The 25,642-nt window shown below is 60.3% G+C and carries 23 protein-coding genes and 2 pseudogenes; 15 read left to right on the top strand and 10 right to left on the bottom strand.

Features of this window, described 5'->3' with window-relative positions:
* Positions 1-24: 24 nt before the first annotated feature.
* The gene (locus QCE69_RS38355) at positions 25-1,170 is read right to left on the bottom strand and encodes a porin (protein ID WP_309936024.1); all 1,146 of its coding nucleotides are present in this window, start codon (positions 1,168-1,170) and stop codon (positions 25-27) included.
* Between the two features lie 266 nt (positions 1,171-1,436).
* Between QCE69_RS38355 and QCE69_RS38350 the strand changes: the two genes are divergently transcribed.
* Positions 1,437-2,363: a LysR family transcriptional regulator gene (locus QCE69_RS38350; protein WP_309936023.1), complete on the top strand. Its 927-nt coding sequence runs from the start codon at positions 1,437-1,439 to the stop codon at positions 2,361-2,363.
* An 81-nt stretch (positions 2,364-2,444) separates the two neighbouring features.
* Here the strand turns inward: QCE69_RS38350 and QCE69_RS38345 are convergent, their stop codons facing one another.
* From QCE69_RS38345 to QCE69_RS38335, 3 genes are all read right to left on the bottom strand, one after another.
* Entirely contained in the window at positions 2,445-2,780 is a 336-nt protein-coding gene (locus QCE69_RS38345) for a hypothetical protein (RefSeq protein ID WP_309927866.1), read from the bottom strand.
* A gap of 91 nt (positions 2,781-2,871) precedes the next feature.
* Positions 2,872-3,690 (bottom strand): amino acid ABC transporter permease, encoded by an 819-nt coding sequence (locus QCE69_RS38340; protein ID WP_309936022.1) that lies wholly within the window; start codon positions 3,688-3,690, stop codon positions 2,872-2,874.
* A gap of 358 nt (positions 3,691-4,048) precedes the next feature.
* Positions 4,049-5,110, bottom strand: coding sequence for a HoxN/HupN/NixA family nickel/cobalt transporter (locus tag QCE69_RS38335; protein WP_309936039.1), 1,062 nt, complete (start codon positions 5,108-5,110; stop codon positions 4,049-4,051).
* A gap of 172 nt (positions 5,111-5,282) precedes the next feature.
* Between QCE69_RS38335 and nikR the strand changes: the two genes are divergently transcribed.
* The 4 genes from nikR (at position 5,283) to QCE69_RS38315 (ending at position 10,192) form a co-directional block, all read left to right on the top strand.
* Positions 5,283-5,741, top strand: a complete 459-nt coding sequence (nikR, locus tag QCE69_RS38330; protein WP_309936021.1) for a nickel-responsive transcriptional regulator NikR — start codon at positions 5,283-5,285, stop codon at positions 5,739-5,741.
* Positions 5,742-5,862: 121 nt separating this feature from the next.
* Complete coding sequence (locus QCE69_RS38325; RefSeq protein WP_309927871.1) at positions 5,863-6,363, top strand: hypothetical protein; 501 nt, start codon at positions 5,863-5,865, stop codon at positions 6,361-6,363.
* Between the two features lie 64 nt (positions 6,364-6,427).
* The gene (locus QCE69_RS38320; protein WP_309936020.1) at positions 6,428-8,647 is read left to right on the top strand and encodes a TonB-dependent receptor; all 2,220 of its coding nucleotides are present in this window, start codon (positions 6,428-6,430) and stop codon (positions 8,645-8,647) included.
* Positions 8,648-8,728: 81 nt separating this feature from the next.
* On the top strand, positions 8,729-10,192 hold the full coding sequence (locus QCE69_RS38315) for a PepSY domain-containing protein (protein ID WP_309936019.1): 1,464 nt from the start codon (positions 8,729-8,731) through the stop codon (positions 10,190-10,192).
* Here the strand turns inward: QCE69_RS38315 and QCE69_RS38310 are convergent.
* Complete coding sequence (locus QCE69_RS38310) at positions 10,164-10,430, bottom strand: GNAT family N-acetyltransferase (RefSeq protein WP_309927876.1); 267 nt, start codon at positions 10,428-10,430, stop codon at positions 10,164-10,166. The two genes, QCE69_RS38315 and QCE69_RS38310, sit on opposite strands and share 29 nt — an antisense overlap.
* A gap of 3 nt (positions 10,431-10,433) precedes the next feature.
* Here QCE69_RS38310 and QCE69_RS38305 point away from each other — a divergent pair.
* Positions 10,434-10,817 (top strand): annotated as a pseudogene (locus tag QCE69_RS38305) (succinylglutamate desuccinylase/aspartoacylase family protein); the annotation flags it as partial.
* On the opposite strand, the gene QCE69_RS38300 reads toward QCE69_RS38305, so the two are convergent.
* Positions 10,805-11,974, bottom strand: coding sequence for a M20 aminoacylase family protein (locus QCE69_RS38300; protein WP_309936018.1), 1,170 nt, complete (start codon positions 11,972-11,974; stop codon positions 10,805-10,807). The pseudogene QCE69_RS38305 and the gene QCE69_RS38300 overlap by 13 nt on opposite strands.
* Positions 11,975-11,984: 10 nt before the next feature.
* The gene (locus QCE69_RS38295; protein ID WP_309936017.1) at positions 11,985-13,202 is read right to left on the bottom strand and encodes a diaminopropionate ammonia-lyase; all 1,218 of its coding nucleotides are present in this window, start codon (positions 13,200-13,202) and stop codon (positions 11,985-11,987) included.
* A 137-nt stretch (positions 13,203-13,339) separates the two neighbouring features.
* Between QCE69_RS38295 and QCE69_RS38290 the strand changes: the two genes are divergently transcribed.
* Complete coding sequence (locus tag QCE69_RS38290; RefSeq protein WP_309927884.1) at positions 13,340-13,816, top strand: Lrp/AsnC family transcriptional regulator; 477 nt, start codon at positions 13,340-13,342, stop codon at positions 13,814-13,816.
* A gap of 4 nt (positions 13,817-13,820) precedes the next feature.
* On the opposite strand, the gene QCE69_RS38285 is transcribed toward QCE69_RS38290, so the two are convergent.
* The 3 genes from QCE69_RS38285 to QCE69_RS38275 all read right to left on the bottom strand — a co-directional run bounded on the left by QCE69_RS38285 (position 13,821) and on the right by QCE69_RS38275 (position 17,893).
* Complete coding sequence (locus QCE69_RS38285) at positions 13,821-14,957, bottom strand: branched-chain amino acid ABC transporter substrate-binding protein (RefSeq protein ID WP_309927887.1); 1,137 nt, start codon at positions 14,955-14,957, stop codon at positions 13,821-13,823.
* 177 nt (positions 14,958-15,134) lie between these two features.
* The gene (locus QCE69_RS38280) at positions 15,135-17,072 is read right to left on the bottom strand and encodes a TonB-dependent receptor (protein ID WP_309936015.1); all 1,938 of its coding nucleotides are present in this window, start codon (positions 17,070-17,072) and stop codon (positions 15,135-15,137) included.
* A gap of 347 nt (positions 17,073-17,419) precedes the next feature.
* Positions 17,420-17,893, bottom strand: coding sequence for a DUF2946 domain-containing protein (locus tag QCE69_RS38275; RefSeq protein ID WP_309936014.1), 474 nt, complete (start codon positions 17,891-17,893; stop codon positions 17,420-17,422).
* 155 nt (positions 17,894-18,048) lie between these two features.
* Between QCE69_RS38275 and QCE69_RS38270 the strand changes: the two genes are divergently transcribed.
* The 8 genes and pseudogenes from QCE69_RS38270 to QCE69_RS38240 all read left to right on the top strand — a co-directional run.
* On the top strand, positions 18,049-18,408 hold the full coding sequence (locus QCE69_RS38270) for a DUF2946 domain-containing protein (protein WP_309936013.1): 360 nt from the start codon (positions 18,049-18,051) through the stop codon (positions 18,406-18,408).
* 364 nt (positions 18,409-18,772) lie between these two features.
* Positions 18,773-19,276, top strand: coding sequence for a copper uptake system-associated protein (locus QCE69_RS38265; RefSeq protein WP_309936012.1), 504 nt, complete (start codon positions 18,773-18,775; stop codon positions 19,274-19,276).
* A 155-nt stretch (positions 19,277-19,431) separates the two neighbouring features.
* Positions 19,432-21,567 carry a TonB-dependent siderophore receptor gene (locus QCE69_RS38260; RefSeq protein WP_309936011.1) on the top strand — a complete coding sequence of 712 codons (2,136 nt, stop codon included), beginning with the start codon at positions 19,432-19,434 and terminating at the stop codon, positions 21,565-21,567.
* On the top strand, positions 21,564-22,424 hold the full coding sequence (locus QCE69_RS38255) for a DJ-1/PfpI family protein (RefSeq protein ID WP_309927896.1): 861 nt from the start codon (positions 21,564-21,566) through the stop codon (positions 22,422-22,424). Before QCE69_RS38260 ends, QCE69_RS38255 begins: the two co-directional genes overlap by 4 nt.
* A gap of 426 nt (positions 22,425-22,850) precedes the next feature.
* Positions 22,851-23,297, top strand: a complete 447-nt coding sequence (locus QCE69_RS38250; RefSeq protein ID WP_309936010.1) for a copper chaperone PCu(A)C — start codon at positions 22,851-22,853, stop codon at positions 23,295-23,297.
* 39 nt (positions 23,298-23,336) lie between these two features.
* On the top strand, positions 23,337-24,071 hold the full coding sequence (locus tag QCE69_RS38245) for a MotA/TolQ/ExbB proton channel family protein (RefSeq protein WP_309936008.1): 735 nt from the start codon (positions 23,337-23,339) through the stop codon (positions 24,069-24,071).
* Positions 24,072-24,131: 60 nt separating this feature from the next.
* Complete coding sequence (locus QCE69_RS39685; RefSeq protein WP_409021281.1) at positions 24,132-24,416, top strand: hypothetical protein; 285 nt, start codon at positions 24,132-24,134, stop codon at positions 24,414-24,416.
* A 754-nt stretch (positions 24,417-25,170) separates the two neighbouring features.
* A pseudogene (locus QCE69_RS38240) lies at positions 25,171-25,545 on the top strand (IS110 family transposase); the annotation flags it as partial.
* Positions 25,546-25,642: the final 97 nt, after the last annotated feature.

Raw genomic sequence — 25,642 nt, 5'->3', positions numbered from 1 at the left:
TCCTCCTGTCTGTCCTGCGTGCGCCTAGAACCGCGCGCGCATGCCGATGGCCACGACCACCTGATTCGATGTCGAGGACGCGCCGCCGGAGTTATTGACGAACGCGACATAGCCGTGTCCGATTGCGTGCTGGAACATGCTTTCCATGTAGACATCGGTACGCTTCGACAAGGAATACACTGCCTGCAGGTTGACCTGATTCCATTTCGGATCCGCGCCATAGCTGGTGCTCTGCGTCACATGTCCGTCCGTGTAGGTGTAGGACAGGCCGAAGACCAGCACATGCGTGAACGCATACTTCGCGTTGAGTTCGTAGTTGTCGAATCTGAGCGTGCCGTTGTTCGAGCCGAATGACCGCGTACCCTGAAATTGACTGTGCGAGTAAGCAAATCCCACTGTCGCGCTGCCGAAGGCGTAATTGAGTGCGGCCGCGACGGTGCGCTGAACATCGGCTCCAAGCTGGAATCCGGCGGTGCCATTGGACTGGGTCTCAATTGAATCGATTGCACCCGAGGCGTTCGTCGTCGAGTTCGAGCCGTTTTCCTGCAGATACGCGGCGGCGGCATTGAACGAGCCGTGCGTATAAGTCCCGCCGACGCTGTAGGCACGATTGTTCGCGAAGGACGGACTGTTCGAGAACGCATAGAGTCCGCCGAGTTTCAAGCCGAAGTAATCGTCGCTCGTGTACTTGATGGCATTGTTCATGCGGATCGAGTGGTCGAGATTGTCGTTGTCGAACGGGTGAGCGAAGCTTGCGTCACCGAACGTCGTAGCAACACCTGTCAACGGCTCGACGAAGTCAGTCAGAAAGTCATATTGCCGGCCCACGGTCACGGTGCCGAGGCGCTTCGCATCGAGGCCCACGAAGGCTTGCCGGCCGAAGAAACGGTTGTCTTGTCCGAGCTTGCCATTCTGAAGATTGAAGCCGTTCTCCAGGACGAAGATGACGTGCAGTCCTCCACCCAGATCTTCCGTGCCGCGCACGCCGAAACGGCTGCCGTTGATCTGGCCGCTGGTCGTCTGAAACAGCCCGCCTTGCGAGCCGCCCTTGGCGACGTTGTTCGCATGGGAAAGCCCTGCATCGATCAATCCATACAACACGACAGAAGACTGCGCCTGGGCCGACGCCGCTACGATGCCGGATATCACGACTAGAGCGAGTCTCTTCATGTCACACCCCGGAGCGGACAGGACAAGTGGGTGTCTAAAGAGTATCGGCCGATGCGCTGCTGTTCAAACGCGCGGCGGTAAAAACAGCTTTCCCGCCGTGGCGAATATGCGTGTCATCCGGAATGCGCAAGCAGAACTATCCGCTGGTATGGCGTGGATATACGCAAGCATGTGCCCGGCACCTCAACGGACGCTGGAGCCGCCGGCGCTTTGCACCTAGTCTTCTTTCAGAGTGAATCGTGAGGTGCGAGATGGATCAGCTTTACATGTTGAGGGCATTCGTGGCGGCCGCGCGGTTCCAGAGTTTCAGCAAGGCCGCCGAATCGTTGAATGTCAGCACGGGCTCGATATCGAAGGCGATTGCGAAGCTCGAAACGTGCATGCAGACGAGGGTCTTGCTGAGAACGACGCGCTCCGTCTTCCTGACCGACGCCGCACGGCCGTACTTCGTCACGTGCAGCCGTCTGCTCGAAGAGCTCGATGAGGCCAACCGGCGCATCTCGCAAGAGCGGGAGTTCGATGGCGGCAGCCTTCGACTGGTGATTCATCCGACGCTGATGAGCGGCGAATTCGCGCGGCTGTTGCGTCATTATCGGCGCATCGCACCGCACATCAGGCTCGCGATTGCCGTGGAGGAGGGGCCGGTCAATCTCTACGGCGGCCGCTTCGATCTCGCGATGCTGCCGTCGCATCTGGTCGAGCAATCGACGGTGATCCGACGCACGTTATTGAGGTCGATGTCGATCCTGGTCGCTTCACCGGCCTATGTTGCCGAATATGGCTTGCCCCAATGTGCGGCGGATCTCGCCGGACATTTCCTGCTGGTTCAACACGGCGCAAGAGGAAAACGGCCCGGTGTGGTTGAACTGGACGAGGAGGGAAGCAAGGTGGCGATAGCCCCGATATCCTCGATGGAAGGCGACGAGGTGCTGCTACGCGCGGCAGCAATGTCCGGAATCGGCATTGCCATTCTTCCCGATACGATGGTCCGTGAAGACATCCTTGCGAGGCATCTCGTGCAGCTGCTGCCGGGAAGCACGGGTTCGAGCGGCAGCGTCGAAGTATGTCTGTTCTATCCGCATCGCGAACTGTTGCCTGCACGGCTGAGAAACTTTGTCGACTGTTGCATCGACTTCTTCAGAACCGCAACCGATAGCCCGGACGAGACGCAATGTCTCGAACAGGTGAGGTAACGGCGCTTTCCTCAGAAGGCCCTGTTTTGAAAGCGTGCTTCGCTTTCAGGGCAAGTTCGATCCGTTAAAAGTGTGACACGCTCAAATCGAAAGAACCACGGCAGCGGTCCCTTCGACTTGCGTAAAGGTCCGAACAAAGCGATAAAGCTGATCGCCGATCTGAACGCGATTTGGTCCGGATGATGTCAGCTTCAACATTTCATCCGCGATCTCGCGGGACACTTTCCCCACTCGGCGAAGCTGTTCTCGCGGCCCGGACGGGTCACCGAGATAGACAGTGCACACCTCCGGCACATGCCGAATCAGTACCACGCTCGTCGCCTCGTCGAGCGCACGTTCCAATACCCCAGCAAGTGCTTGAAGGGCCTGAATACTCTGGCTGTCGCCAATATCGGTCGTCTCGTTACCTGCTGCCATGTTGAGCCCCTGGAATAACAGACATCGGCGATGTCCAGCCAGCTTGTTCGCCAGGAACCAAACATACCACGGGGCGCTGGGGCGCATCTCCTCACGCCTTGCTGGAGTCCGCAGCGGTGACCACATCGCCGCCTTCGAGAACCGGTTCCCGCAAGGCGGTGGAGGTCCCCTTGCGTACGGCTCCGTGGATCTGGCGGCGCACGACCCATCGTTTCAGGAACAGGAGCGCGGCGCTGACGCATCCATACATCACGGTCACGATGAACGCCGCCTGCAGCAGCGACTCGGGCGCATAGCTCGATATGTCCTGTGACCGGTGCAGCAGTTCGTCGTAAGGGATCACATAACCGAGCGACGTGTCCTGCACGACGGCAAGCAACGAGCTGATCAGCGCCGGCAGCATGTTGCGCAGCGCCTGCGGCAGCACGACGTGCAGCATCGCCTGCCACGGACGCATGCCCAGCGCCAGCGCCGCTTCGCGTTGTCCGCGCGGCAGCGAGAGGATGCCTGCGCGCACCACTTCCGCGGTGAGCGCCGCGTGATGCAGCGCCATGGCCACGACGAAAAAGCCGAGGGCAGGCCAGTCGAAACCCGGCGCGGGCAGTTCGATCACCATGAACAGGATCAGCAACAACAACGGCACCGCGCGGAACAATTCGACATACGTGCCCGACAGCGCGCACACCCATCCGCGCGAGGACAACCTGCCGGGCGCGAGCGGTATGACCAGTACGAATTCAGCGAGCGCCGAGCACGGCGCCGCCTCGAGGGTCGAGACGAGTCGGTCGAAGAGGAATTTCGCGGTGCCCCAATGCCAGAAAATCGCCCACTTCGGCGCCTCGAACTGTCCGCTCGATTCGAGCCGCATGCCGGTCGCCACGAGCAGACCGAGCACGGCAACGGCGCTCACGATCAACTTTTCTTGTTGTAGCGGCTATATCCTAATGTCCTGTTCTGGCTATTTACAGATGTCGGGTTCAAACAAGTGGCAAGCTGGCGGCGGGGTCGTCCAGCGGGAGCTAAGGGTGTTCTTGATTTCGGTGCAATTTCCAGGTCGGGACGCTCTAACCCTGATAGTGCTGCGTCTTCCGCCCCTATGTTGATAGGGTTGCAAATCAAAAGATTGCTGTCTTCCCGGCGAGGTTGAACACGGCTAGACGTCGATCTACGGTCAAGGCAGGCACCATGAGGTCCTCGCGGGCCTGAAAGAGTAAGACGGTTTAAAGCGGACGGCGAGGGATACACGCCGGCTAGACCGCCGGCTGGGCTTAAGCAGGATCGGATCGAACATCGAGTTCGTCGTAATCCTTGATATGGTAAATGACCGCGGACACGATCCAGCTCACCACGAATATGCCAATGACCGCATAACCGAGCAAGCCGAAATTCTCATTGAGTTCGCCGACCCAATTCCAGAAGGCACCACTCAGATGCAGCTTGTCTGCGATTAGGCCGAGGCCCTCGATACTCCCGACGGCAAGCGCTACGACGACGGAAATGAGCGTGATCGTGATGTTGTAGTAGAGCTTGCGCACCGGTCTGACAAACGCCCAACCGTAAGCGCCAAGCATGAGAATGCTGTCGGTCGTATCGATCAGCGTCATGCCTGCAGTGAACAGGGCAGGGAAGACCAGAATCGACCAAATCGGCAAACCTTGTGATGCGCCAGCCGCTGAGATGCCAAGCAAGCCGATCTCAGTTGCAGTATCGAATCCCAAGCCGAACAGAAATCCGAGCGGATACATGTGCCAACTCTTCGTGACGAGCCGAAACACGGGACGAAAAATTCGCGCGAGCAATCCGCGGTTAGCAAGGAGCAAATCCAGGTTCTCGTCCGAATACGGTTCGCCACGGCGCACACGTCGAAAGGCGTCGATCACGGAACGCAGAATGATGAGGTTCATCAGCGCGATGGCAAACAGGAAAAACGTCGATACCAGCGTGCCGATCAGTCCGCCAATCTCCTTGAATCCATCCATCCGACTTTGCAGCGCAAGTGCGGTCGCCGCAATACCGACTGAGGCGAGTACGACGATGGTCGAATGTCCAAGCGAGAAGAACAGGCCGACGGTGACGGGACGCCTGCCCGCCTGCATCAACTTGCGTGTGACGTTGTCGATTGCAGCGATGTGGTCGGCGTCAACCGCGTGGCGAAGGCCCAGCGTATAGGCGAGCAGACTGGTGCCCATGAGAAGCGGATAACCGCGGAAAGCGACGTACGCCCAGATCCACGCGCCGATGTTGAAGACCGCGAGAAGCGCATATAGCCCGATCACTCTGCCCCGAACGTTCGAGTTATCCTGACTGACGAGTGTTTGGTCCACATGCATATCCGCTACCCCGATGATGGTTGCTATCCACGCAGTGTCGTGCGCGCGATCAGAGCGAATATTACCTTTATCAAAAAAGATCATACGTGTTTTGTCAAGTTACGATGGGTAGCGTGACGGCCGGACTATGCTCCGTTCGTAGTCGGTCCATACCCATTGTCGTGAGGCAAGCATGCAACGCATTTCGATCACCATTGACGACGACCTGCTCGACGTTGTCGACGCCCTGATGGAGGCACGCGGCTATAACAGTCGCTCGGAGGCTTTCCGCGATATCGTCCGTGAAAGTGCTTCACGTGAGAGGGAGCAAGCGCCGGAGCAACCGTGCGTTGCGACGCTCACCTATGTCTACGATCACGCGACCCGGGATCTCGCCCGGCGCGTGACCCAGGCTCACCACGATCGTCACGACCTTGCGGTGGCGAGCCTGCGCGTTCATCTTGACCACGAGAGCGTGCTGGAATCCTCGGTGCTGCGCGGGCGGGCAACCGACCTGCGGGCGTTTGCCGATAGCTTGTCCAGCCAGCGTGGCGTGCGGTACGCCAACTTGCACACCATTCCTGTGATTGTCGAACGGACCGAGCACAGTCATGGCGCGTCAACAGGTCATCACGACCATCTGCATGTTTGACCGTTTGCAGGCTGTTCGTAAGGAATGCCTTGGCGCGCCTTCTCGCTGATTTGATGACGCAATCGCTGTAGAATGCCGCGCTATGACTGCCCTTCGCCACCTCATCCGGCGAGGCGGCGCAATGCGGCACGCTTTGCTGGCAATGGTATTTGGCGTGCTTCTCGCGCGGGCCTTGCTTTCCAGCGCCGTCATGATCGATCCGGATCATGACGCGATGGGTGGTTTCTTGATGCTGTGCTCGGGTCATGGCGTGATGGTCGTCAAGGAGATGACTCACGACGACACGATGCAGATGTCCGCCTCAGATTCAATGGATGGGTCCATGCAGGCGATGCCCGGCATGGATATGTCAGGCATGTCAAATATGGCGATGCCAGTGGATCACGTAGACGTGACGGTGCATCACGCCGAGCATGACCAAGCGGGCGCCATGAGTCATTCCAGCGATCTGTGCGCCTTTAGCGCGGCACTTGCCACCGCGCTCGCCAGCATCGTCGTCTTTTTCTTCCTGTTCGCGCCACTACAGCTGCGTGAATCGTGGCGTCGGCCGCGTGCCACCGCGGTGCGTGCGCTCCTTCTTCATATCAGGCCGCCCACGCGCGCGCCTCCTGTGTTCGCCTGATAAGCACTGATCGGCGTCCGCACGCGAGTCCGGACGCGCTTATCCATCTACGAACGAAACAGTCATGAAACTCAGACCACGCCCGCATGGTGCGGGTGGCGTCGGCATGCGCGCACGCGAGTTACGACGCCGCGTGCCGTATTCGAACGCGCGCGCCGCATTGATCGCGATGTCCACATCGATTGCCGCCATGCATACAGCCTATGCCGCAGATGAACCCGCGTCTGGCAGCAGAACGAATGCTACGTCCACATTGCCGAGTGTGACCGTCTCAGCCAGCAAGGGCACGAGCCTTGACGACATGGATCTCAGCACGACCGCGTTGTCGCGCAAGCAGGTTCAGCAGGCGCCGCAGACCACGGTCGATCAGATCGTCAACAAGATTCCGGGCGTCTACACGCCACAGGTGTCGACCTTCGCGTTGCATCCGACTTCGTCGATCGTCGGCATTCGCGGTTTCGGCAATGCGTTCGGCACCAAAACGCTCGTGCTTGTCGACGGCGTGCCGATCAACGACGGCTATTTCCGCACAGTGGATTGGTCGATCGTGCCAAAGGGCCGTGTCGACCAGATCGAGGTGATTCGCGGCGGTGGCGCGACGAGCCTGTGGGGCAACCTGGCGATGGGCGGGGTCATCGACATCATCACCAAGGAGCCGCAACCGGGCGAGAAAACGCTCGACGTGTCCTACGGCAGCTACAACACGCGCACGGCGGATGCCGCCATTACGCTGCTGTCCACGCCGGTGCTGACCGTCGGGTTGACCGCGAACACGTATCACACGGACGGCTATAACCTCACGCCGGAGCAATATCGCAATGCGTCGAACGTCGCGACGTCGGGCTTTGCGAACAATGTCGCGCTGTCGTTCTACCTGACGCCGGATGCGGCATCGAAGTACTACCTGCAGGTCTACGAGCACGACAAGCACGAAGACGGCCTGGTCTACGCCAACGCACAGAACACGTGGGAGCGCTACGGACTGCGCGCAGGCGCCACCCGCAAGCTCGACGACGGCAGCAGCCTGAACGCCTACGCGTGGGTGGATCGCACGAATTATTTCACCCAGAACGCCAGCCAGACTGGCGGCTACTCGCTTTCGACGCCGACGCTCGGTTACTCGTACGTGTCGCAGATCGAAAGCGCGCCGTACAAGACCGCGGGCGGCTCCGTGTACTGGCAGAAGGACATTGGCCCGATCCACGATCTGAAGGTCGGTGTGGACTATCGCTATCTCGGTGTCGACGACCAGAACAATCTGTACAACGTGGCCGGCACCAACACGTCCACCTTCACGGTGCACGGGCAGCATCAGTTCTTCGGTGTGTTCTCTCAGGGCACGTACCGGCCGCAGTCGATTCCGCTGGACATCACGCTCGGGCTGCGGGGCGATTACTGGCGGGCGAACAACGCGTCGATCGCCGGGCAGTCGCTGGCCGGCAGTCTGAATCAGCAGCTCAACGATGCAAGCAAATTCACCTTCAATCCGCGGCTGGGCGCGAAGTATTACTTCGACAACGGGCTGGACGTGCACGCGGCGGTCTATCGCGATTTCTCCGCGCCGGGAATGAATCAGATGTACCGCGCGTATGTATCGGGAGGGACGTATAACTCGACCAATCCGAATCTGGTGCCGGAGACGAATGTGGGCGAGGAGATCGGTTTCGATCTGAAGAAGAGCCTCTACAACGTATCGTTCACCGCATTCCACAACCGCGTGAGCAACTACATCGACTACCCGACGCTGTGTTCGACAGCGGCGAGTTGCGCGGGCATTCTCGCGGGGACAGGACTCTCCAGCATCACGTCGGTGCGGCAGTATCAGAACGTCGGCAAGGCGACCATCATGGGGGCGGAGTTGTTCGGCGATGTGAAGGTCACGCCGACGCTCACGCTCAACAGCGGGCTGACCTACACCGAGGCGTATTTGACCGAATCCAATACGCCGTCGACGTCGCCCACACATAACCAGCTCGGGCAGGTGCCGCACTGGGTATGGACGGGCGGAGCGAGCTGGGAAGCGATCCCCGCGCTCACGCTGACCGCGCAAGTCAAGGCGTGGACGGGCTATTGGTACAACACGGCGCATACGGTCAGAAACGGCGGAGCGGCCATCATCGATCTGGGCGCGTCGTACCAGATCAACAAGACGGTTCAAGTCTATGGGCTGATTCAGAACCTGGGCGGTCATTTGTACTACGACACCGGCGCGCAAGGCACGACCACGCCTCCGCAGTACGGCCAGCCATTCAGCGTCTATGGCGGCCTGAGGATCACGCTCTGACCGAACGCATTTTCAAATGACGCACCGGCCTGTCCTATACGGCGGGCCGGCATGCAGTAGCAACACGTAATCGGAGGATGCATGTCCACTACCTTCAAGGACACCACCGCGGCCGCACCGCAAACCGGCAATGGCTACCGCACGCTTTGGCGGTGGCACTTCTACGCGGGTCTTTTCGTGATGCCGTTCCTTGTCGTGCTCGCGATCACGGGCACCTTGTATTGCTTTCAGCCGCAGATCGAGCCGCTGCTGTATCCGCATCGCATGGTCGTGCAACCGGAGGCGACGTCGAAGTTGAGTCAGGAGGCGCTCCTTGCACGCGCGCAAGCCGCGTTGCCGGCCGGATCGAAACCGTCTGGCGTGCGCCTGCCCGACGAGCCGAATCGCAGTGCGGAGTTCGTATTCCGAGTGCCCAAAGAAGGCAGCCAGAGCGTGTTCGTCAATCCGTACAGCGGCGTAGTGCTCGGCACGCTAAGCGTCGACGATCGCTTCATGCAGGTCACGCGCATGCTGCATCGCAAGCTCCTGCTCGGCAAGTTCGGCGAATTGCTGATGGAGCTGGTCGCATGTTGGACGCTGGTGATGATCGGCACGGGTATCGCGCTGTGGTGGCCACAAGGTGCGGCGCGCATGAGCCGCGCGTTCGTGCCGGATTTCGCGCTGAAGGGGCGGCCGTTCTGGAAGAGCCTGCATGCGTCGATCGGCATATGGCTGGCCATTGGCGCAGTGGCGTTTGTGCTCACGGGGCTGCCGTGGACCGGATCGTGGGGACAGGGCTTCAAGTCGCTTGCGACCAGCGCGAATATGGGCGCGCCTGAGGGATCGTGGGGTGGGCTGCCGTTGCGTTCGAACGTGCCGGGGCAGCAAGCACCGGCCGCACAGGAGCCGACTCAGACGGCGGGCCATCATCACATGAGCGACATGGAGTCGATGCCCGGCATGACGATGGACGAAATGCCGCTTGCCAACGTTCCCTGGGCGGTGGGTGCCGTAAAAGTGCCGAGCGCGCCGGCGGGCGAGAGCGGGGCGCGCATCACCGTCGACCGGGTCGTCGACATGATGCGTCACGAAGGAATCGACGGGGGTTACGAGATCGCGTTGCCTGCATCGACTGACGGCGTCTATACGGTGTCGTATTTTCCGGCGGACCCTGAAGCGGAGCGAACCATCTACATCGACCAGTACAGCGGTGCGGTGATGAAGGACATCCGCTATACAGACTATGGCGCTGTGTCGAAAGCCGTGTCCTACGGCACGGCGCTGCACATGGGCCGCTATTTCGGGCTCGCCAATCAGATCATCTGCGCGGCGATCTCGCTCGGGCTCGCAACGCTTGCCGTGACCGGTTTCGTGATGTGGTGGAAACGTCGACCCGCGAAATCGGTCGGCGCACCGTCGCGAGAACGTGTGGCGCCGCCGATGCGTGGCTGGAAGGTCGGCATGGTGCTACTCGCCGTGATCTTCCCGTTGATGGGAGCGACGATGATCGCGGTGTGGCTGGCAGATCGTGCCGTGTTCAGACCTTATGCGCGGCAGGCAAGCTGATTGCCGAGATGGTGTAGAGCACGCTCGGCGCTGCGTCAGGGACGTCGTCGAGTGTGCCGCATACCTTCATGCCCGCCTTCTCCAGTACCTTGCGTGACGCGGTGTGTGCTGGCCGGACGAAGGCCAGCACTTCATCCAGCGACAAATCGCGGAGACCGAACTCGATCGCATACCTGGCGAGTTCGGTTGCATAGCCCTGGCCCCACGCCTCCACCGCAAAGCGATATCCGACATGCACGCGGGCGGAGCGGGGATGTCAAGCAAGAGGCTCATCGATCAGGGGCGGCAGGGCTTGCTCAACTTTCTGGCGCATGTCGGTGCATTGCGCGGTGAACTGGTGCCGGAAGGACCGCCCGCCGAGACGCGCTTTCTCCGCGTCGAGGGATCACATCACTATGTCTACGCGCACGACGATGGTCTTTATGAGCCGCTTGCGGAATTCGGCGAGCGGGTGACGAAGGGGCAGGCGGCTGCACGCATTCATTTCCCCGACACGCCGCTTCGTGAGCCGGTGACGGTGTATTTCGGCGGTCAGGGAGAGATTGCATGCAGGCGGGTGCAGGCGCAGGTGCGTCGCGGTGACTGCCTGTTTCAACTCGCCGACGACGATCGTCAATATGCCTGAGCGTTCGGGTCGCGCGCCAGAGCCAGGCGTGCGACGGCCGCGAAATAGCGCGCGCCGGTTTCGAGTATCTCGTCGTTGAAGTCGTAGCTTGGGTTGTGCAGCGGCTCGCCCGTTTCGCCATTGCCGATAAAGATGAAGTTGCCCGGCACCACTTGCAGAAACGCGCCGAAGTCTTCGGAGATCATCATCGGCGTGACGTTGGTGTCGACGGAATCGATGCCCGCCACGTTGGCCGCCGCGCGTGCCGCCGTCTCGACCCACTCGATTGAATTGACCGTCGGCGCGAACTCGTGCGTGTACTCGAAGTTGCATTGCGCGCCGTGCGTGCGGCAGATGCCTTCGCTTACTTCGCGCATGCGCGTTTCGAGCATTGCCTGCACGTCGCGCGAGTAGCTGCGCGTGTCGCCCTTGATGGTCACCGTCGACGGGATCACGTTGCGCAGGCCGTCGGTGAGAAACTCGGTGCAGGAAATCACCGCCGATTGCGACGGATCGAGATTACGCGACACGATGGTCTGCAATCCCAGCACGATCTGCGCGCCAATCACGATCGGATCGATACCCATATGCGGCCGCGCCGCATGCGTCCCGCGCGCCTCGATTCCGATGACGAAATTATCCTCGCTCGCCATGATGCCACCGCCGCGCGTCGCGAACGTGCCGGCCTTCATGCCGGGCATGTTGTGCGCGCCAAAAATGGCATCGACGGGAAAGCGCTCGAACAGGCCGTCGGCCATCATCGCTTTTGCGCCGCGGCCGTGTTCTTCGGCAGGCTGGAAGATGAAGCGCACGGTGCCGTCGAAATCGCGTTGTTCGGCCAGTTGACGCGCCGCGCCGAGCAGCATCGCCATGTGACCGTCGTGGCCGCAGGCGTGCATCTTGCCCGGCGTGAGCGAGATATGCGCGCGGGCGGGCGCGTGCTCGCTGATGGCAAGCGCATCCATATCGGCGCGCAGGCCCACGGCACGCATGCCGTTACCCGCGCGAAGACTGGCCACCAGCCCCGTTCCGCCGATACCGCGCGCCACTTCGTAACCAAGCGCGCCGAGAATGGACGCAGCGAAGTCCGACGTGCGGTGCTCCTCGAATCCCGTCTCCGGATAGCGGTGCAACTGTCTGCGCCAGTCCTGCAAGCGCGCCTGAAGTGTGGTTTCCATGTGATTCTCCTCAGGCAAGATGGCTGATCGTGCGCTGACGCGCGAGCACGTCTTCGGGGTGCTGGCCGGTGAGCTCTTCGTACAACGCGGGTGCGGTCGCGCCTTCGGTGTTGATGACCAGCACGCGCGATTGCGAATTGAGTCCGGCGAGTGCGGCCAGCGAGCGCTCGCGCATCAGTGCCGCCAGTCCCGCGAAACCCGCCGCGCCCGATTCGCCCGCGACGATCGGGACATCGTTCGTGCTGGGATCGGAGAGCACGCGCATGGCAGCGATGGCTTCGTCGTCGCTGATGGTCATGAAGGTATCGATGCACGGCTCCAGCACGCGCCACGCCAGCGGCGATGCTGCGCCGCATGCGAGACCGGCCATGATCGAATCGACCGAACCGGTTGCGTGTGCGGCGTGCCCTGCCAGCGCGCTTTGATAGAGACAGTCCGCCTGATGCGGCTCGACCACGATGAAATGCGGCCGCCGCGCGCCGTGCCATTCGCAGAAGTAACTCGCCACACCGGCAGCGAGCCCGCCGACGCCGCCTTGCAGCAGCACATGCGTGAATGCGGGTGTATCGCGCGCACTGGTGGTCTGTTCGATGATCTCGGCGGGAATGGTGCCGTAGCCCTGCATCACATCGCGCGGAATCTCGGTATAGCCATCGTATGACGTATCCGACACCACATGCCAGCCGTTGACATGCGCGAGACGCGCGGCCTCGGCGACCGAGGCATCGTAATTCCCGTCGATACGCATGATGCGCGCGCCTTCACTGGCGATAGCCCGTTCGCGCTCGGCGCTCACCTGGGCATGCAGCACGATCACGCATTGGCAGCCTAGCGAACGCGCGGCCGCAGCGAGCGCCTTGCCGTGATTGCCATCGGTCGCGCTGATGACGGTGAGATGCGCGAGCAGCGACGCATGTTGTCCTTCGAACAACGCGCGCGGGTCGAGACGGTGCGTGTGCCACAGACGCGTGACAAGCCGCAGCAGCGCGACCGGCGCACCGAGCGCCTTGAAGCTGCCAAGCGCGGAGCGCTGCGATTCGTCCTTCACATGCAGCGAAGCGATACCGAAATGCGCCGCTGCATGCGCAAGGCTGTAAAGCGGCGTCGGCGCGGGATTGAGACGCGGCCATGTCGAAAGCCATGCGCGGCTTTCATCGGCCTGCGCGATGCTCAGAATGTCGCGCAATGCGTATTCGCTTCGTTGGGCGCGAGGGTTGTTAATCAACATCTGCGGGGTGCTCCGGGAAATTGACGAGTTGACGCTCGAAGCGGCATTGCCAAATAATATTCATGCGGACCATCAAGCCGGTTCGAAAATTACTGCTATCCGCGCAAAAAAATTTCGTTCGCAAGGGGAGTGCTGTCATGTCCGTGTCGCTCGACATTTTCGATCGCAAGCTGCTCATGGAGGTCCAGCAGGACGCGCACACTCCGCAAAACGAACTGGGCGCGCGCGTCAATCTCTCCACCGCCGCCGTCAACCGCCGTCTGCGGCGCTTGTCCGACGAAGGCGTGATCGAACATTACGCGGCCATCGTCGCACCGGAGAAAGTGGGCTGTGCGCTGACCATCGTGACCATGGTCGAAGTCGAAAGCGAACAGATTGATCTGCTCGATGCAATGAAGCGCACCTTCGCGCAATGTCCGCATATCCAGCAGTGTTATTACGTGGCGGGCGAGTGGGACTTCGTGCTGGTGCTGACCATGCAGAATATGGATCAATACACGGAACTCACGCGGCAGCTCTTCTTTTCCAACAACAACGTCAAGCGCTTCAAGACGCTGGTGAGCATGAGCCGCGTGAAGGTCGGACTGGGCGTGCCGGTGCTGATCGACGAATAAAAGCTCAACGCACCACGGTCAGATCGTTCCACGCGCCGTTGCCGTATTGGCGCACGGTGATGGCGCCGTTGCGCATATCGCCTTTGTCGTCGAAGCGGATTACGCCGGTGACGCCGTTCATCGAGAGTTCGCGCAGCTTCGGCAGATAGACGTGCGGATCGGTCGATCCGGCGGCCTGCATCGCGGTGGCCATGGCCATCACGGCATCGTACGCGTAGGGCGCATAGAGTTGCACGGGCGCGCCGAATCGCTCTTGATAACGCTTGAAAAAAGTCTCGCCGCCGGGCATCTGCGAGCGCGGCACGCCGGCGAGCGTGCAGTATTTTTCAGTGTTCATCGCCGCGCCCGCAAGCGTGATGAACTGTGGCGTGCAGGCTTCGTCGCCCGCGATCAGCCTGGCTTTGATGCCGAGCTTCTGCGCCTGTTGCGCGAACGCCGCCGCCTGCGTATCGCCACCCGTGAACACGATACCGCCCGGCACCGCGCTCTTGATGGTGGTCAGCACGCTCATCCAGTTGGTGGTCTTATCGGTGCCGTATTCGCGCGCCACCACCGTGCCGCCCGCGGCCTTGACTGCCTTCTCGACCTCATCCGCGAGACCTTGTCCGTAGGCGGTGCGATCATCGACGATCGCGACCTTGCTTACGTGCAGATCGCGGACCAGATACGTGCCGATCACCGTGCCTTGCCGCACGTCGTTCGCGACCATGCGAAATACCGACTGGAAGCCTTGCGCCGTCAGTTTGGGATTGGTGGCGGATTCGGTGATCATCGGAATGCCGGCGTCGGCGTAGATGCGCGAGGCCGGAATTGACGTGCCGGAGTTGGCGTGACCGACCACGCCGGACACGCGATCGTCGACGAGCTTCTGCGCGACGGTCACAGCGGTTTTCGGATCGGCGGCGTCGTCTTGTGAGTCGAGCACGAAGGTGACGGGCTGACCGCCGATCTGAATCTTCTTCGCGTTCAGATCTTCGATAGCGAGGCGCACGCCGTTTTCGTCGTCCTTGCCGATGTGCGCCAGTTCGCCTGTGAGCGGCGAGACCTGACCAATTTTGACGGCGACATCGGCATGCGCGGACGCGGTGGCAGTGAGAAGTGCGGCGCTCAGAAGCGCGGATACGGGCAGTCGATGGCGCATGGCGAGTCTCGTGTGATAAGTGACAAGACTCAATCGTAGAGAGCGGGCGCGAGCGCCAAAATTGAAGGAAGGGGCCCGCGCGAGAATATCGTGCGCTGAACTCAGGCGAGACGCAATTTTTTACCGGTGAAACGGGTGGCGTCCGGTGACGCGCCCTCGAAGCCCCTGAAAAAAGCACTAGAAGCGGTAATTCACCAGCAACTCCAGCCGCCGATCGTTGCCGAGCAAGAACTGCGTTTCATCGTAATAAGCGCTCTGCACGTAATGGCGATTGAACACGTTATAGGCGCGCGCCGTGACCGTCGTGTTTTTGCGTGGCGTCCATGCGAGCGCCAGATCGACGGTCGTGTACGACGGCATCTCGATCTGGTTGGCCGTATCCGCATAACGCTTGCCGACGTACTTCAATCCGGCAATGCCGGTCCACTCCTGAAGAAAGCGCCAGCTTACCCAGAGATTGGCGAGTCGCTGCGGCGCGGACACCGGCACATTGCCCGCACGCGAGACGACACCGCTGCCGGTGCTTTCATCGAAATCGTCGTACTTGGCTCGCAGGATCGACACATTCGCGTCGATGCGCCAGTCGCGCGCGACCTCGGCACCGAGCGTGGCCTCGATGCCGCGCGAAGACTGCTGGCCGACCTGGATCGAATTGTTCGGATTCAAAGGATCTGCCGTCACCAGATTGTTTTTGACGATGCGGTACGCCGCCAGCGTCCAGTCGGCCTTGCCATTCAGGAACGACTGCTTGATGCCAACTTCGATCTGCCTGCCCGTCGCCAGAGTGAAATTCGCTTTGGACGCGTTGAGCATCAGCAACGAACTGAGCGGGTCGGCGGCGACTGAATATTGGCCGTACACCGCAAGCGTCGGTGTGATGTCATACACGCTGCCGATGCGCCAGCTGGTGTTCGGAAATACCTTGGTGAAAGCGCCGCCGTTGATCAGATCGTCGCGATTCACACTCGCATGGTCGTAGCGCAGACCGCCGACGATCGACCAGCGCGGGGTGATGGCCAGTCGGTCCTCGGCAAAGAACGCGTACTGATTCGCCTGCGTGCGGTATTTCGGCAGCGTACCGGCCTGGTTGATGAACAGGCCCGGATCGAAGTTGTACGGATCGACGAAAGACTCGCCACCATAGGGCGAGTTGTTGTCGTGCTGGAACGTCGTGTGGTTGAATTCGACGCCCGCAGATGCGGTATTGCGCATGCCGAACAAACCGCTTTCGAGCGTGGCATAGGTGACATTGCCGATCTGCTCCTGATCATGAAAGATCTCCGTGTAACTGCTGCGCTCGATCAAACCCGACGACGGAATATAGCTGTAATACTCGGCATCCTTCCAGTGCCGATTGCTTTTCATGCGATACAGCGTGCTCGTCACGCTCAGGTTGTCGCTTGGCTGCCATGTCGCGGCGAACGTGGCCCAGCTATCGCGATAGGAAATCAGGCTGTCGCTCACGTTGTAGTTCTTCTTCACCAGCGAGCGCTCGAAGGCGCCATTGACCAGCGGAATGCCGAAATATTCCATCGGATGCTGATAACCCTGCGCATACGAGGCCGTGACGTTCAGCTCGGGCGTGATGTCGTAACGCAGCGCGCCGGACACGGATAGATCGCGCGAGTTGCCGGAATCGACCCAGTTCGCGGAGCGGTTGCCACTGACATCGAATCGATACGACAGTTTGTCATTGATGGCGCCGCCGCTGCCGAAGGCGAGCCGCGCCGTGCGTTCGGTGCCAATGCCGAGCCGGATTTCGCTCTCGATCGGCGTGCGGGTCGGTTTCTTCGGCACCACGTTGACGATACCTCCGATCGCGCCTTCGCCATAGATCACTGAAGCAGGACCGCGCAGCACGTCGATGTGATCGATGGCCCAGGTATCGAACGGATAGGTCACGCCGATTGCGCCGTAAGGTCGCACCCCATCGTAGAGCTGCGTCACCGAGGACGTGCCGACAAATCCTCGCGCCGACAACTCCGCGCCACCGTTGCCCGGATGCGGCGATTCGCTGATGCCGGTTGCGCGGCTCACGGCATCGAGAATGGTTTCATCGCCGCGTTCGTCGAGCTGCCGGCGATCGATCTGCTCGACGCTGGCCGGTGTTTCCATCGAAGTGAGACCGAGGCGCGTGCCGGTGTTCAGAGGCCGTTCGAGCTCGTTCTGTCTGGGTGCGCTGACGGATATCGCGGGCAGGCTCGTGCTGGATGGATCGTCGTTTGTCTGGGCGTGAACGAGAGAAGGACCTACCGCGACGGATACCGTCGAAACAAAAGTGATGGTTCGGATCATAAGTGATTGGCAGCACGACGCCCACCGGTCCTGTCAAGGAACGGCAAGGGCGGTCTTGGATGCGAGAGCGCAGGGCGAAGCTCACCATCGTTCAATTCAACGCATGGTGTTCGCGCAGACAAAGCGGTGCCACGCTTCATGAGCGGGCAGCGACTCAGGAAAGGAAATCAGATTGAAGCGGGTGGCGCGCGTGGCTGGGCCTGACTGAACCGCGCAACGCTCGTGTCTGCACGCACGGTGACAACGACGTACGTGCCATAAGACGTGCGCTGCGGCGACGCAGCGGACAGTGCATTCGCTATGCCGGGTGCGTGAGTGAAGAATTGGCAATAGCCGCAAGCCTGGCCATCGAAATGACTGTCGGCCGAGGAAGTCGAGTGCTGATGGGTCGAGGCTTGAGATACATGCACCGAGCACAACTCGGCGGTGAGCTCGACCGGATGCGCGCGTGCTGCGATGAGTTGCGAGACTGCCGGGGCGAACGTGATCAGCAGCATGGCGAACCATGCCAACAACCATCCCGTTCGCTGATAGAGGCGGCGACGCAACACGTTCACATTCCAAGAAGATAAGATGCCCGAATTATGCCTTTCTTTACTTTCCTTTACAAAAAGAAATAGGGCGGTGTGCGTCCAGTCCAACCATTGCATTCGAGCGATGGCGTACTGTCTGGTTCATTTTGAAACGACGTGACTCAAGCGTTCGGAACGTGGCAGAGAGGGCGCGAAAACTCGGTATTTGAGTCGTCTGAAAAGGCGAACGAATGTTACACTGCACGCGCTAAACGGGCATCCACATGACTATTCATGCACATCGAAGACTAAGCGCTTGGCTTGGCATCATTGCGATGTGCCTGATCACGCTCGTGCCGCTCGTCAGTCAAATGGTTCAAGCACATCAGGCGCAACAACCTGCCGCTGTGCTGTGTTCGTCGGATCATCAATCACATCAGGCGCGCCAGTCGGAAAACATGTTAAGCGCATGTGCCTACTGTGACTTGCTGACTACGCATGCGGCCATGCCCTCAGCTCCGCCGCGCGTGGATATGCCGGTCATCCTCGCGATTGCCAGTGCGGTCCTAATCCTGTCAGTACGCTTCATTCCCTCCGGCGCGTTCCCTTCGGGACGCCCTCGCGGTCCTCCCGTTTTTTCCTGACCGATTTCGGCGCCCGTTTTGTCCGGCGCACGCTTTCGTGCCACCGTTCACCATAGTCGAGAGACATTCCGAGCGTCGCATCGCTGGATAAGTCCTGCGCGTAGTGCCCGCGCATGGTTTCTCGACTTGCGAACGCGAAGCAGTGAAAAACATTCGAACGTTCTGCGTTTGCCCGACCGGGCAGGCGTTTGCTCGTTCGTCTCCGGGAGATATCCATGCGGGTCATGGAGCAAATGATGCGTTTAACGACGCATCTGAATATCGGTGCCTTGATTGCAGTCGTGTTGTGGGTCATCTGGATAGCCGCGATCACCGCGTCTCCGGGTTGGGCCGATCCTGCACCGTCCGTCACGATTCTCAAGCCATGCGCGTGTTCGCATCACGGAAACACGGCATTCGTTGCGAAACGCACATGATGCGCCACACGATCAACCCTGTTCCGCGCCGGAACTCGGCCCGTCAAACGATGCTCGCCGCAGTGTTGGTGCAAGCAATGTTTTGCACGCATATCGCGCAGGCGTCGGAGGATGACGTGCAACAGATTCGCGCTTTGCTTTCCCGCAACTACGATCGACCACAGCAAAAGCTCGAGGTTGCGCCCGTCGCAGTCGAGCAGCACGTAGCAATCGCCGACTGGATTCAGGGCGAGATGGGCGGACGTGCCTTGCTCAGGAAGAAAGATGGCGCGTGGACGATCGCCGCTTGCGGCGGAGACTCCATGAAGGACATGCGGCAACTGCGTGACGCCGGCATTCCGGCTTTGACGGCGCGTGCGCTGATCGAAAAACTGGAGCAGTCGGAGCGCGCGCTCGATCCCAAACGCGTTCGGAAATTTGATCTGTTCGGTGCGCGGAGCGGCCGAATGTAGACGAACCGCCATGCCTGATCGCGGGGGGAGGCCATTCAAACGATAGATAAGAATGACCGAGTTTCCATCGACACGCGATTTTCTTTGACCAGAAAGAAAGGGCGACGCAGGCCATTTCGTCACTCGAGTAAGCACGTTCAACCGATATCACAATCATGAACAGATTGACCTTGGTGGCTGCCGCATCGATCGCGGCGTTCGCTGCGCCGCTGCATGCGCAGCAAGCAGATGCCAACGCAAACAAAGCGCAGGAAAGCGACGTTGCCGACATATCGACTTTGCCTTCTGTGGTCGTCAAGGCGAAGCGATATCCATTCACCACGCCCTACACGGCGACGGACACCACGGCTGCAACGCGCACCGCTACGCCTCTGATCGAAGTGCCTCAATCGGTCCAGGTGCTCACGCACACACTGCTTGAAGAGCAGGACGCCCACACGCTCGCCGATGCGCTGGTGAATGTCTCTGGCGTTATACCCAGCCAGCCGGAAGAAAACCTCTTCGTGGCGCCGATCGTGCGAGGCTTTCCTGCGGAGATCTATCGGGATGGTCTGCCGATGTATGGCATGAATGCGGCCAACAGCCCGACGAGTCTGGTTGGCATCGAGCAGATCGACGTGCTCAAGGGACCGAGTTCGACACTCTACGGTGGCGGCCTGGGTTCGCCGCTGGGCGGTCTGATCAACCTCCAGTCCGAGTTGCCGGACAGCAAGGCGGGCGGCTACGTGGCGATGCGCACCGGCAGCTATGGAACGGTCAACCCGTACTTCGACCTGACCGGGCCGCTGACGTCCTCGATCAACGGTCGAATCGCGGCGGAGTATCAGAGCAACGGCAGCTGGATCGATCAGGTGAAGGGCGAGCGGTGGTCGGTGAAACCCAGCGTGTCGTTCAAGCTCGATCCGAACACCGTTCTGCTGCTGCAGGCGGAAGTCAATCACAGCAGCCAAGTTGAATATTCGGGATTGCCGGCTGCGCAGGCGCTGGCGGGCGATCTCGACCGCCACGCGTTTCCGGGGACGACCATCGGGCAGCCTCGCACCACGATCGACAATCAGTTGGCAACCGTCCAGCTACAGCACGATTTCAACGAAAGCATGCGGCTGACCGTCAGTGGCCGCTACTTCAACAGCAGGATCCCCGAGTACGGCAGCTTCGTGTATCCGGGCATGTATCCGCCCGATCCCGCGACGCCCACTACCTATCCGATCCTGCCGCTCAACATGCTGACCACCACCAGGGAGGCAACGTTCGATGCGAACGTGTCGGCAAAGGTCAATGCGTTGGGTGGACGCCATGAACTGATGGCGGGCGTCGACTACGACCACACCAGTTTTTCCTCCGACATGGGCTTCGAGGGCGTCCCTGTCGGCTCGCTCGATCTGGCGCAGCCGAATTACAACCTCGGATATGGTTCACTAGCGCCGCTTAGCCTCACTCAGAATGATCAGTATCAGACGATAGCGGCTTACGTGCAGGATCAGGCGACCTACGGCCGCTTCCATCTGACCGGTTCGCTGCGCTACACGCGGCTCGTGTTCAAAGAAACCGAGCAAAGCACCAACGACACTTACCACCGCGTGTCGCCCAGAGTCGGCGCCACGTTCGATCTTGCGCCCGGTGTTGCCGCTTATGCCGCGTATGCCACGGCGTTTCGCGCGGCGTTCGGGTTCATCGGTGCGCAGGCTCCAAAGCCCGAGACGTCGCGCAATATCGAGGCGGGTATCAAGCTCGCGCTGAAGGACATCGGCTTGTCCGGCACGATCGCGCTGTTCGAGCAGACGCGCAATAACGTCGCCACGCCCGATCCCAATAATCCGCTCTTTTCGATTCAGGCCGGCCAGCAACGTGCGCGTGGTATCGAAACGGATCTGGTCTGGGAACCTGCGCCGGCCTTATCGCTTCTGGCTAACTACGCGTACACCCGCGCGAAGGTCACAGAAGACAACGCCATTTCGGTCGGCGACACGCTGGCGCGCGTACCCAAAAACAGCGGCCGCTTTGCCTTCCGCTACCGACTGTTGAATGGGCCGGCCGCGGGGCTGTCGTTCGGCGCGGGCATCACAGCCTTAGGCTCGCGCGAGGTCACCTTACCCAACACCATTTCGGTGCCGGGATACGCGGTCGTCGATGCGCAGGTCGCGTACATGTTCGACCGTTACACGATCGGGCTGTCCGGCGTGAACCTGACCAATCGCCGAGCCTACGCGCCCTATGAATACCTTTCCTTTCCGGTTGTGATGCCGATCCAGCCGCGCTCCGTCTATCTCACACTGAAAGCACAAATATGATCGATACCGACCGCCGAAATCTCCTGCTCGCTGCGCTCCTTGCTCCTTTGACCGTCGGTGCCGCCAACGCGAGCGCGCATGACATGGATCATGCGGGTCATGCGGGTCACGCGGATCACCCGGATGCTCACATGTACATGCCCGATAGCACGGTGCATTGGGAAGGCGACGAGGAGATTGCCATGCTGATGTACCCAGGCATGACCGTGATGGATCTGATCGGGCCGCAGTCCATGTTCGGTTCGCTGATGGGCGCGAAGATTCATCTGGTTGCGAAGACCATGGAGCCAGTCACAAGCGATGCAGGCGTCATTATCGTGCCTACGGCGACGTTCGACACATGTCCTCGCGACCTCACCGTGATCTTTACGCCGGGCGGCACCGATGGCACGCTGGCTGCGGCCAAGGACCACGACACGCTCGCGTTCATGTCCGACCGCGGTAGCCGCGCGAAATACGTCACCAGCGTCTGCTCAGGATCGCTGATTCTGGGCGCTGCCGGATTGCTGAAGGGCTACAAGGCGACTTCGCACTGGTCATGTCGGGATGCACTCACTGGATTCGGCGCGATCCCATCGAGTGCGCGCGTGGTGCGCGACCGTAACCGGATCACAGGCGCGGGTGTAACCGCCGGGCTCGACTTTGGTCTGACGATGGTGGCCGAGCTCCGCAGTCGTTTTTACGCCGAATGTACCCAGCTCGTGAGCGAATACGACCCTCATCCGCCGTTTAACGCAGGCTCGATGAAGACGGCGCCCGCGAAAGTCAAAGCCGACATGATCCAGTTGCTTTCAGGATTCAGGAAGAAGGCTGAGCAGTTGGCGTCTGACAGCGCAATGAGCAATCGCAAAGCGTGACGCGACCGGCGATCAGCAAGCCGTGGGCGAGCGTGCATACCGACGCGGCCAGTTTCGGCGCGTTTTGGTCAATTCGGCGTGCAATTGCCGTCAGTGGGTGTGGTGATGATGGACGTATGGTGCGGGCGAGCAATACGCGTTCGCCAGTGCCGCTTCCACCGGATCGGGCGCGTCAAGCAGACACCAGCCAATCTCGGCAATGGCGAGCAAGAGGGTGAACAGAACGCAGGTTCGAAATTCCATACAACGAGCGTAGTGGGTGAATCGATGAAAACCGCACATTGAAAGAGGCGTCCCTCTCCGGCCAGATTCTACGGTAAAGCGCTGACAGCGCCGCTGCGAGGCGTAAAAGTCGAGTGCTACACTGCGCGAATTGTCCGATCCAACTTCTCGATTCGGTGCCCAACAATCAATAAAGGAGGCGCGATGAAAGCATCCATCAAATGGTCCTTGGCCGCGTTGCTCGGTACATGCGCAATGCATGCGGGGGCCGCATCTTCGTCGATGATGGTGTCCGATTGCTGGATCCGGCCGTTGCCGGGCAACGTTCCATCCGGTGGTTACTTCAAGGCGATGAATATGAGCGCGAAGCCCATCGACCTGACTGGCGTCGAAACCGACGCGTTCGGCATGGCGATGCTGCATCGGACGGAGAAAAGCGGCGATACGTCAAAAATGGTGATGGTCGATCAGGTGTCGGTGCCGGCGGGTGGCACGCTGGCGTTTACGCCCGGAAGCTATCACCTGATGTTGGAGCAGCCCAAACACGCCCTCAAACCGGGTTCGAGCCTCCCATTCACCTTCGTGTTCAGCGACGGCGAAAAGGTCAAAGCGAACTGTGCGGTGAAGACTCCTGGCGCCATGGCCGAGTAACACCTGCGCAGGGCATCGTTTCGTCAATCCTGACGCGCTATGCAAACTTACGGCATGGCCCATGTATGGGCGCAGGGCGACTTCATTACACGCGGAATTCTCGTGGTGTTGTTGCTAATGTCCGTCACCTCCTGGACGGTGATCGCGGTCAAGTACATGAATGTGCTGCGGTTGAAGCGCCTGATGTGCCACGCCGAGCGCACATTCTGGGACGCCAACGACTTCAGTGAGGGTGTGGCGAGGCTTGCGACGGCGACTCCGTCCGTGGGTGCCAATCCGTTTCTGGCACTGGCCCTGTCAGGACTGGATGCGGCCGATCACCACCAGCTTACACAAACGCATCTTCACGACCGGCTTGATGTATCCGACTGGATCACTCGAAATCTGCGCGCCACCATGGACGATTGCGTCGCGCACCTGCAAAGCGGGCTTGCCGTGCTTGCGTCGATCGGAAGCACCTCTCCTTTCGTAGGGTTGTTCGGGACGGTATGGGGGATATACCATGCGATGCTGACGATCGGCGCAAGCGGGCAGGCGTCGATTGATCAAGTAGCGGGTCCGGTGGGTGAGGCGTTGATCATGACCGCATTCGGACTGTGCGTGGCCATCCCCGCGGTCCTTGGTTATAACGCGTTGAACAGTGCAAACAAGTCGACCGTGCGCAAGCTCAATCGGTTCGCCCACAGTCTCCATGCGTTTTTTGTGACGGGTGCGAGCCTCGTGCCGTCGGGGCACGCCGCGCGTCAATCGGACGGCCTTTCGACCGATCTATGAGTCGCACTTGCAGGACCAAGTGCGTTGTGTTGGTTGAGCGAATATCCGGGGTGACAGACAATGCGCGTCTGGTTCCGATTCGACAGGATCTTTTTCGCTTTCGCTTGCGTGGCGACGCCTTGCCTGTCCGCGGAAATTCTGCGAACGGACGGTACGCGCTACATCGGACAGGTCGTCGACGGCAAGGCTGAAGGGCAGGGAACAGAAACCAGGCCCGATGGGACAATTTTCAAAGGTCGCTTTTCGAAAGACGCATTTGTCGAAGGCACGATGCGACAGGGCGGCTGGGTCGTGCCCTTCTCGAACTGTCATTCGCCCGATAGAACGACCAGGGCGACGGATTGAGGCGGCGTTGCCATCACTGCGGCATCCATTGAAGAATCCACGCGAATTGAAGTCAACTATATAGTCCGGTCTCGCGTCCAGCCGAATGGCACGCGCGTTTATGCTGCTGCGTTGCAGACGGTACCCCATGTCCATCCACTTTCTCTATATTCGGCTTCGGTCGTACAGGCTGCCACGACGCGGGCTCGCGACTGCCTTAGTTGCCGCCGTGGCAGTCGCAGTCCTTTGTGACCAACTTGGCGTCTATACAGTTCAGCCTCTCGGCGCGGTTCCGGAAGGGGTGACCTATGTTGTCAGGCGGAATTCGGGAGAGCCTTTCTTTAACTCGATCGACGGCACATGTGATCGCTGGGGGAGGAAGTGACGGTCTCCTGTCGTGGTCGGGCCATCCGTCAAGCTCCACTGCACCGCATCTTGATCGAACTTCCATATCAGCGAACTGCCTACCGCCTTTCGGTTCAGGCGCACACGTATGCGCGCAGGTCAGTACCGCCTGATAGCGGCCAATGGGCCGACCAAAACGCCACCTTGCAGTAGTCGCTAGCGTGCCATTGGTGGGCAGCGTCATCTTCTCCAACGAGACTCCCCGAAATCAAATATTTGACATAACCTAACTTATCGCATTTAAATTTGTTACGGCTTTTTAGATGGAATGGTCGCCTCCCGCCTTAGCGGTCGGTATGGCGCAGCAGGCTCGTCCGCAGATCGTGTGACATTGCTAATTGCGGCACGACAGCCGCCCAGGAGAATCCAGATGGAACCCATGACCATTGCCATCGATCTGGCCAAGCGCGTTTTCCAGATTCACTACGTCGATCCTGTGACCGGCGCGATCTACAGCAAGGCGCTGAAACGCGCGCAACTCGTGCCGTTCTTCGCCAACCGGCCTGCGAGCCGTGTCGTCATCGAAGCTTGCGGCAGCGCTCACTACTGGGCCCGAGCACTTGCGCGGCTCGGTCACGATGTGCGGCTCATCGCGGCGCAGTTCGTGCGACCGTTTGTGAAGTCGAACAAAAATGATGCGGCCGACGCCGCAGCGATCTGGGAGGCCGCTCAGCGCCCTGGTATGAGATTCGTGGCAGTCAAGACCGAGGATCAGCAGGCCATGTTGTCGCTACATCGGATACGTGGAGGGCGACAATCATTTTGGCCGGTGTAGCGGCGAAGGTTTTGGCCGGTGGGGAGAAGTCAGAGGCGGCGTAGCCGCCGGAGAGTTCTCCCCACCG

This window comes from Caballeronia sp. LZ032, from assembly GCF_031451315.1.
Classification (GTDB): domain Bacteria; phylum Pseudomonadota; class Gammaproteobacteria; order Burkholderiales; family Burkholderiaceae; genus Caballeronia.
The sequence above is the reverse complement of the archived record's forward strand: the minus strand, read 5'-3'. Positions and strand labels throughout refer to the sequence as shown.

Bases quoted from the DNA above. Each gene is read 5' to 3' on its own strand.
- QCE69_RS38325 (WP_309927871.1), top strand. From the start codon at position 5,863: ATGCGGCACGCTTTGCTGGCAATGGTATTTGGCGTGCTTCTCGCGCGG.
- QCE69_RS39685 (WP_409021281.1), top strand. From the start codon at position 24,132: ATGCGCGTCTGGTTCCGATTCGACAGGATCTTTTTCGCTTTCGCTTGC.
- QCE69_RS38315 (WP_309936019.1), top strand. From the start codon at position 8,729: ATGTCCACTACCTTCAAGGACACCACCGCGGCCGCACCGCAAACCGGC.
- QCE69_RS38255 (WP_309927896.1), top strand. From the start codon at position 21,564: ATGATCGATACCGACCGCCGAAATCTCCTGCTCGCTGCGCTCCTTGCT.
- QCE69_RS38345 (WP_309927866.1), bottom strand. From the start codon at position 2,780: ATGGCAGCAGGTAACGAGACGACCGATATTGGCGACAGCCAGAGTATT.
- QCE69_RS38265 (WP_309936012.1), top strand. From the start codon at position 18,773: ATGCGCGTGTTCGCATCACGGAAACACGGCATTCGTTGCGAAACGCAC.
- QCE69_RS38295 (WP_309936017.1), bottom strand. From the start codon at position 13,202: ATGTTGATTAACAACCCTCGCGCCCAACGAAGCGAATACGCATTGCGC.
- QCE69_RS38270 (WP_309936013.1), top strand. From the start codon at position 18,049: ATGACTATTCATGCACATCGAAGACTAAGCGCTTGGCTTGGCATCATT.
- QCE69_RS38350 (WP_309936023.1), top strand. From the start codon at position 1,437: ATGTTGAGGGCATTCGTGGCGGCCGCGCGGTTCCAGAGTTTCAGCAAG.
- QCE69_RS38300 (WP_309936018.1), bottom strand. From the start codon at position 11,974: ATGGAAACCACACTTCAGGCGCGCTTGCAGGACTGGCGCAGACAGTTG.
- QCE69_RS38290 (WP_309927884.1), top strand. From the start codon at position 13,340: ATGTCCGTGTCGCTCGACATTTTCGATCGCAAGCTGCTCATGGAGGTC.
- QCE69_RS38250 (WP_309936010.1), top strand. From the start codon at position 22,851: ATGAAAGCATCCATCAAATGGTCCTTGGCCGCGTTGCTCGGTACATGC.
- QCE69_RS38320 (WP_309936020.1), top strand. From the start codon at position 6,428: ATGAAACTCAGACCACGCCCGCATGGTGCGGGTGGCGTCGGCATGCGC.
- QCE69_RS38245 (WP_309936008.1), top strand. From the start codon at position 23,337: ATGCAAACTTACGGCATGGCCCATGTATGGGCGCAGGGCGACTTCATT.
- QCE69_RS38335 (WP_309936039.1), bottom strand. From the start codon at position 5,110: ATGCATGTGGACCAAACACTCGTCAGTCAGGATAACTCGAACGTTCGG.
- nikR (WP_309936021.1), top strand. From the start codon at position 5,283: ATGCAACGCATTTCGATCACCATTGACGACGACCTGCTCGACGTTGTC.
- QCE69_RS38280 (WP_309936015.1), bottom strand. From the start codon at position 17,072: ATGGAAACACCGGCCAGCGTCGAGCAGATCGATCGCCGGCAGCTCGAC.
- QCE69_RS38285 (WP_309927887.1), bottom strand. From the start codon at position 14,957: ATGCGCCATCGACTGCCCGTATCCGCGCTTCTGAGCGCCGCACTTCTC.
- QCE69_RS38260 (WP_309936011.1), top strand. From the start codon at position 19,432: ATGAACAGATTGACCTTGGTGGCTGCCGCATCGATCGCGGCGTTCGCT.
- QCE69_RS38355 (WP_309936024.1), bottom strand. From the start codon at position 1,170: ATGAAGAGACTCGCTCTAGTCGTGATATCCGGCATCGTAGCGGCGTCG.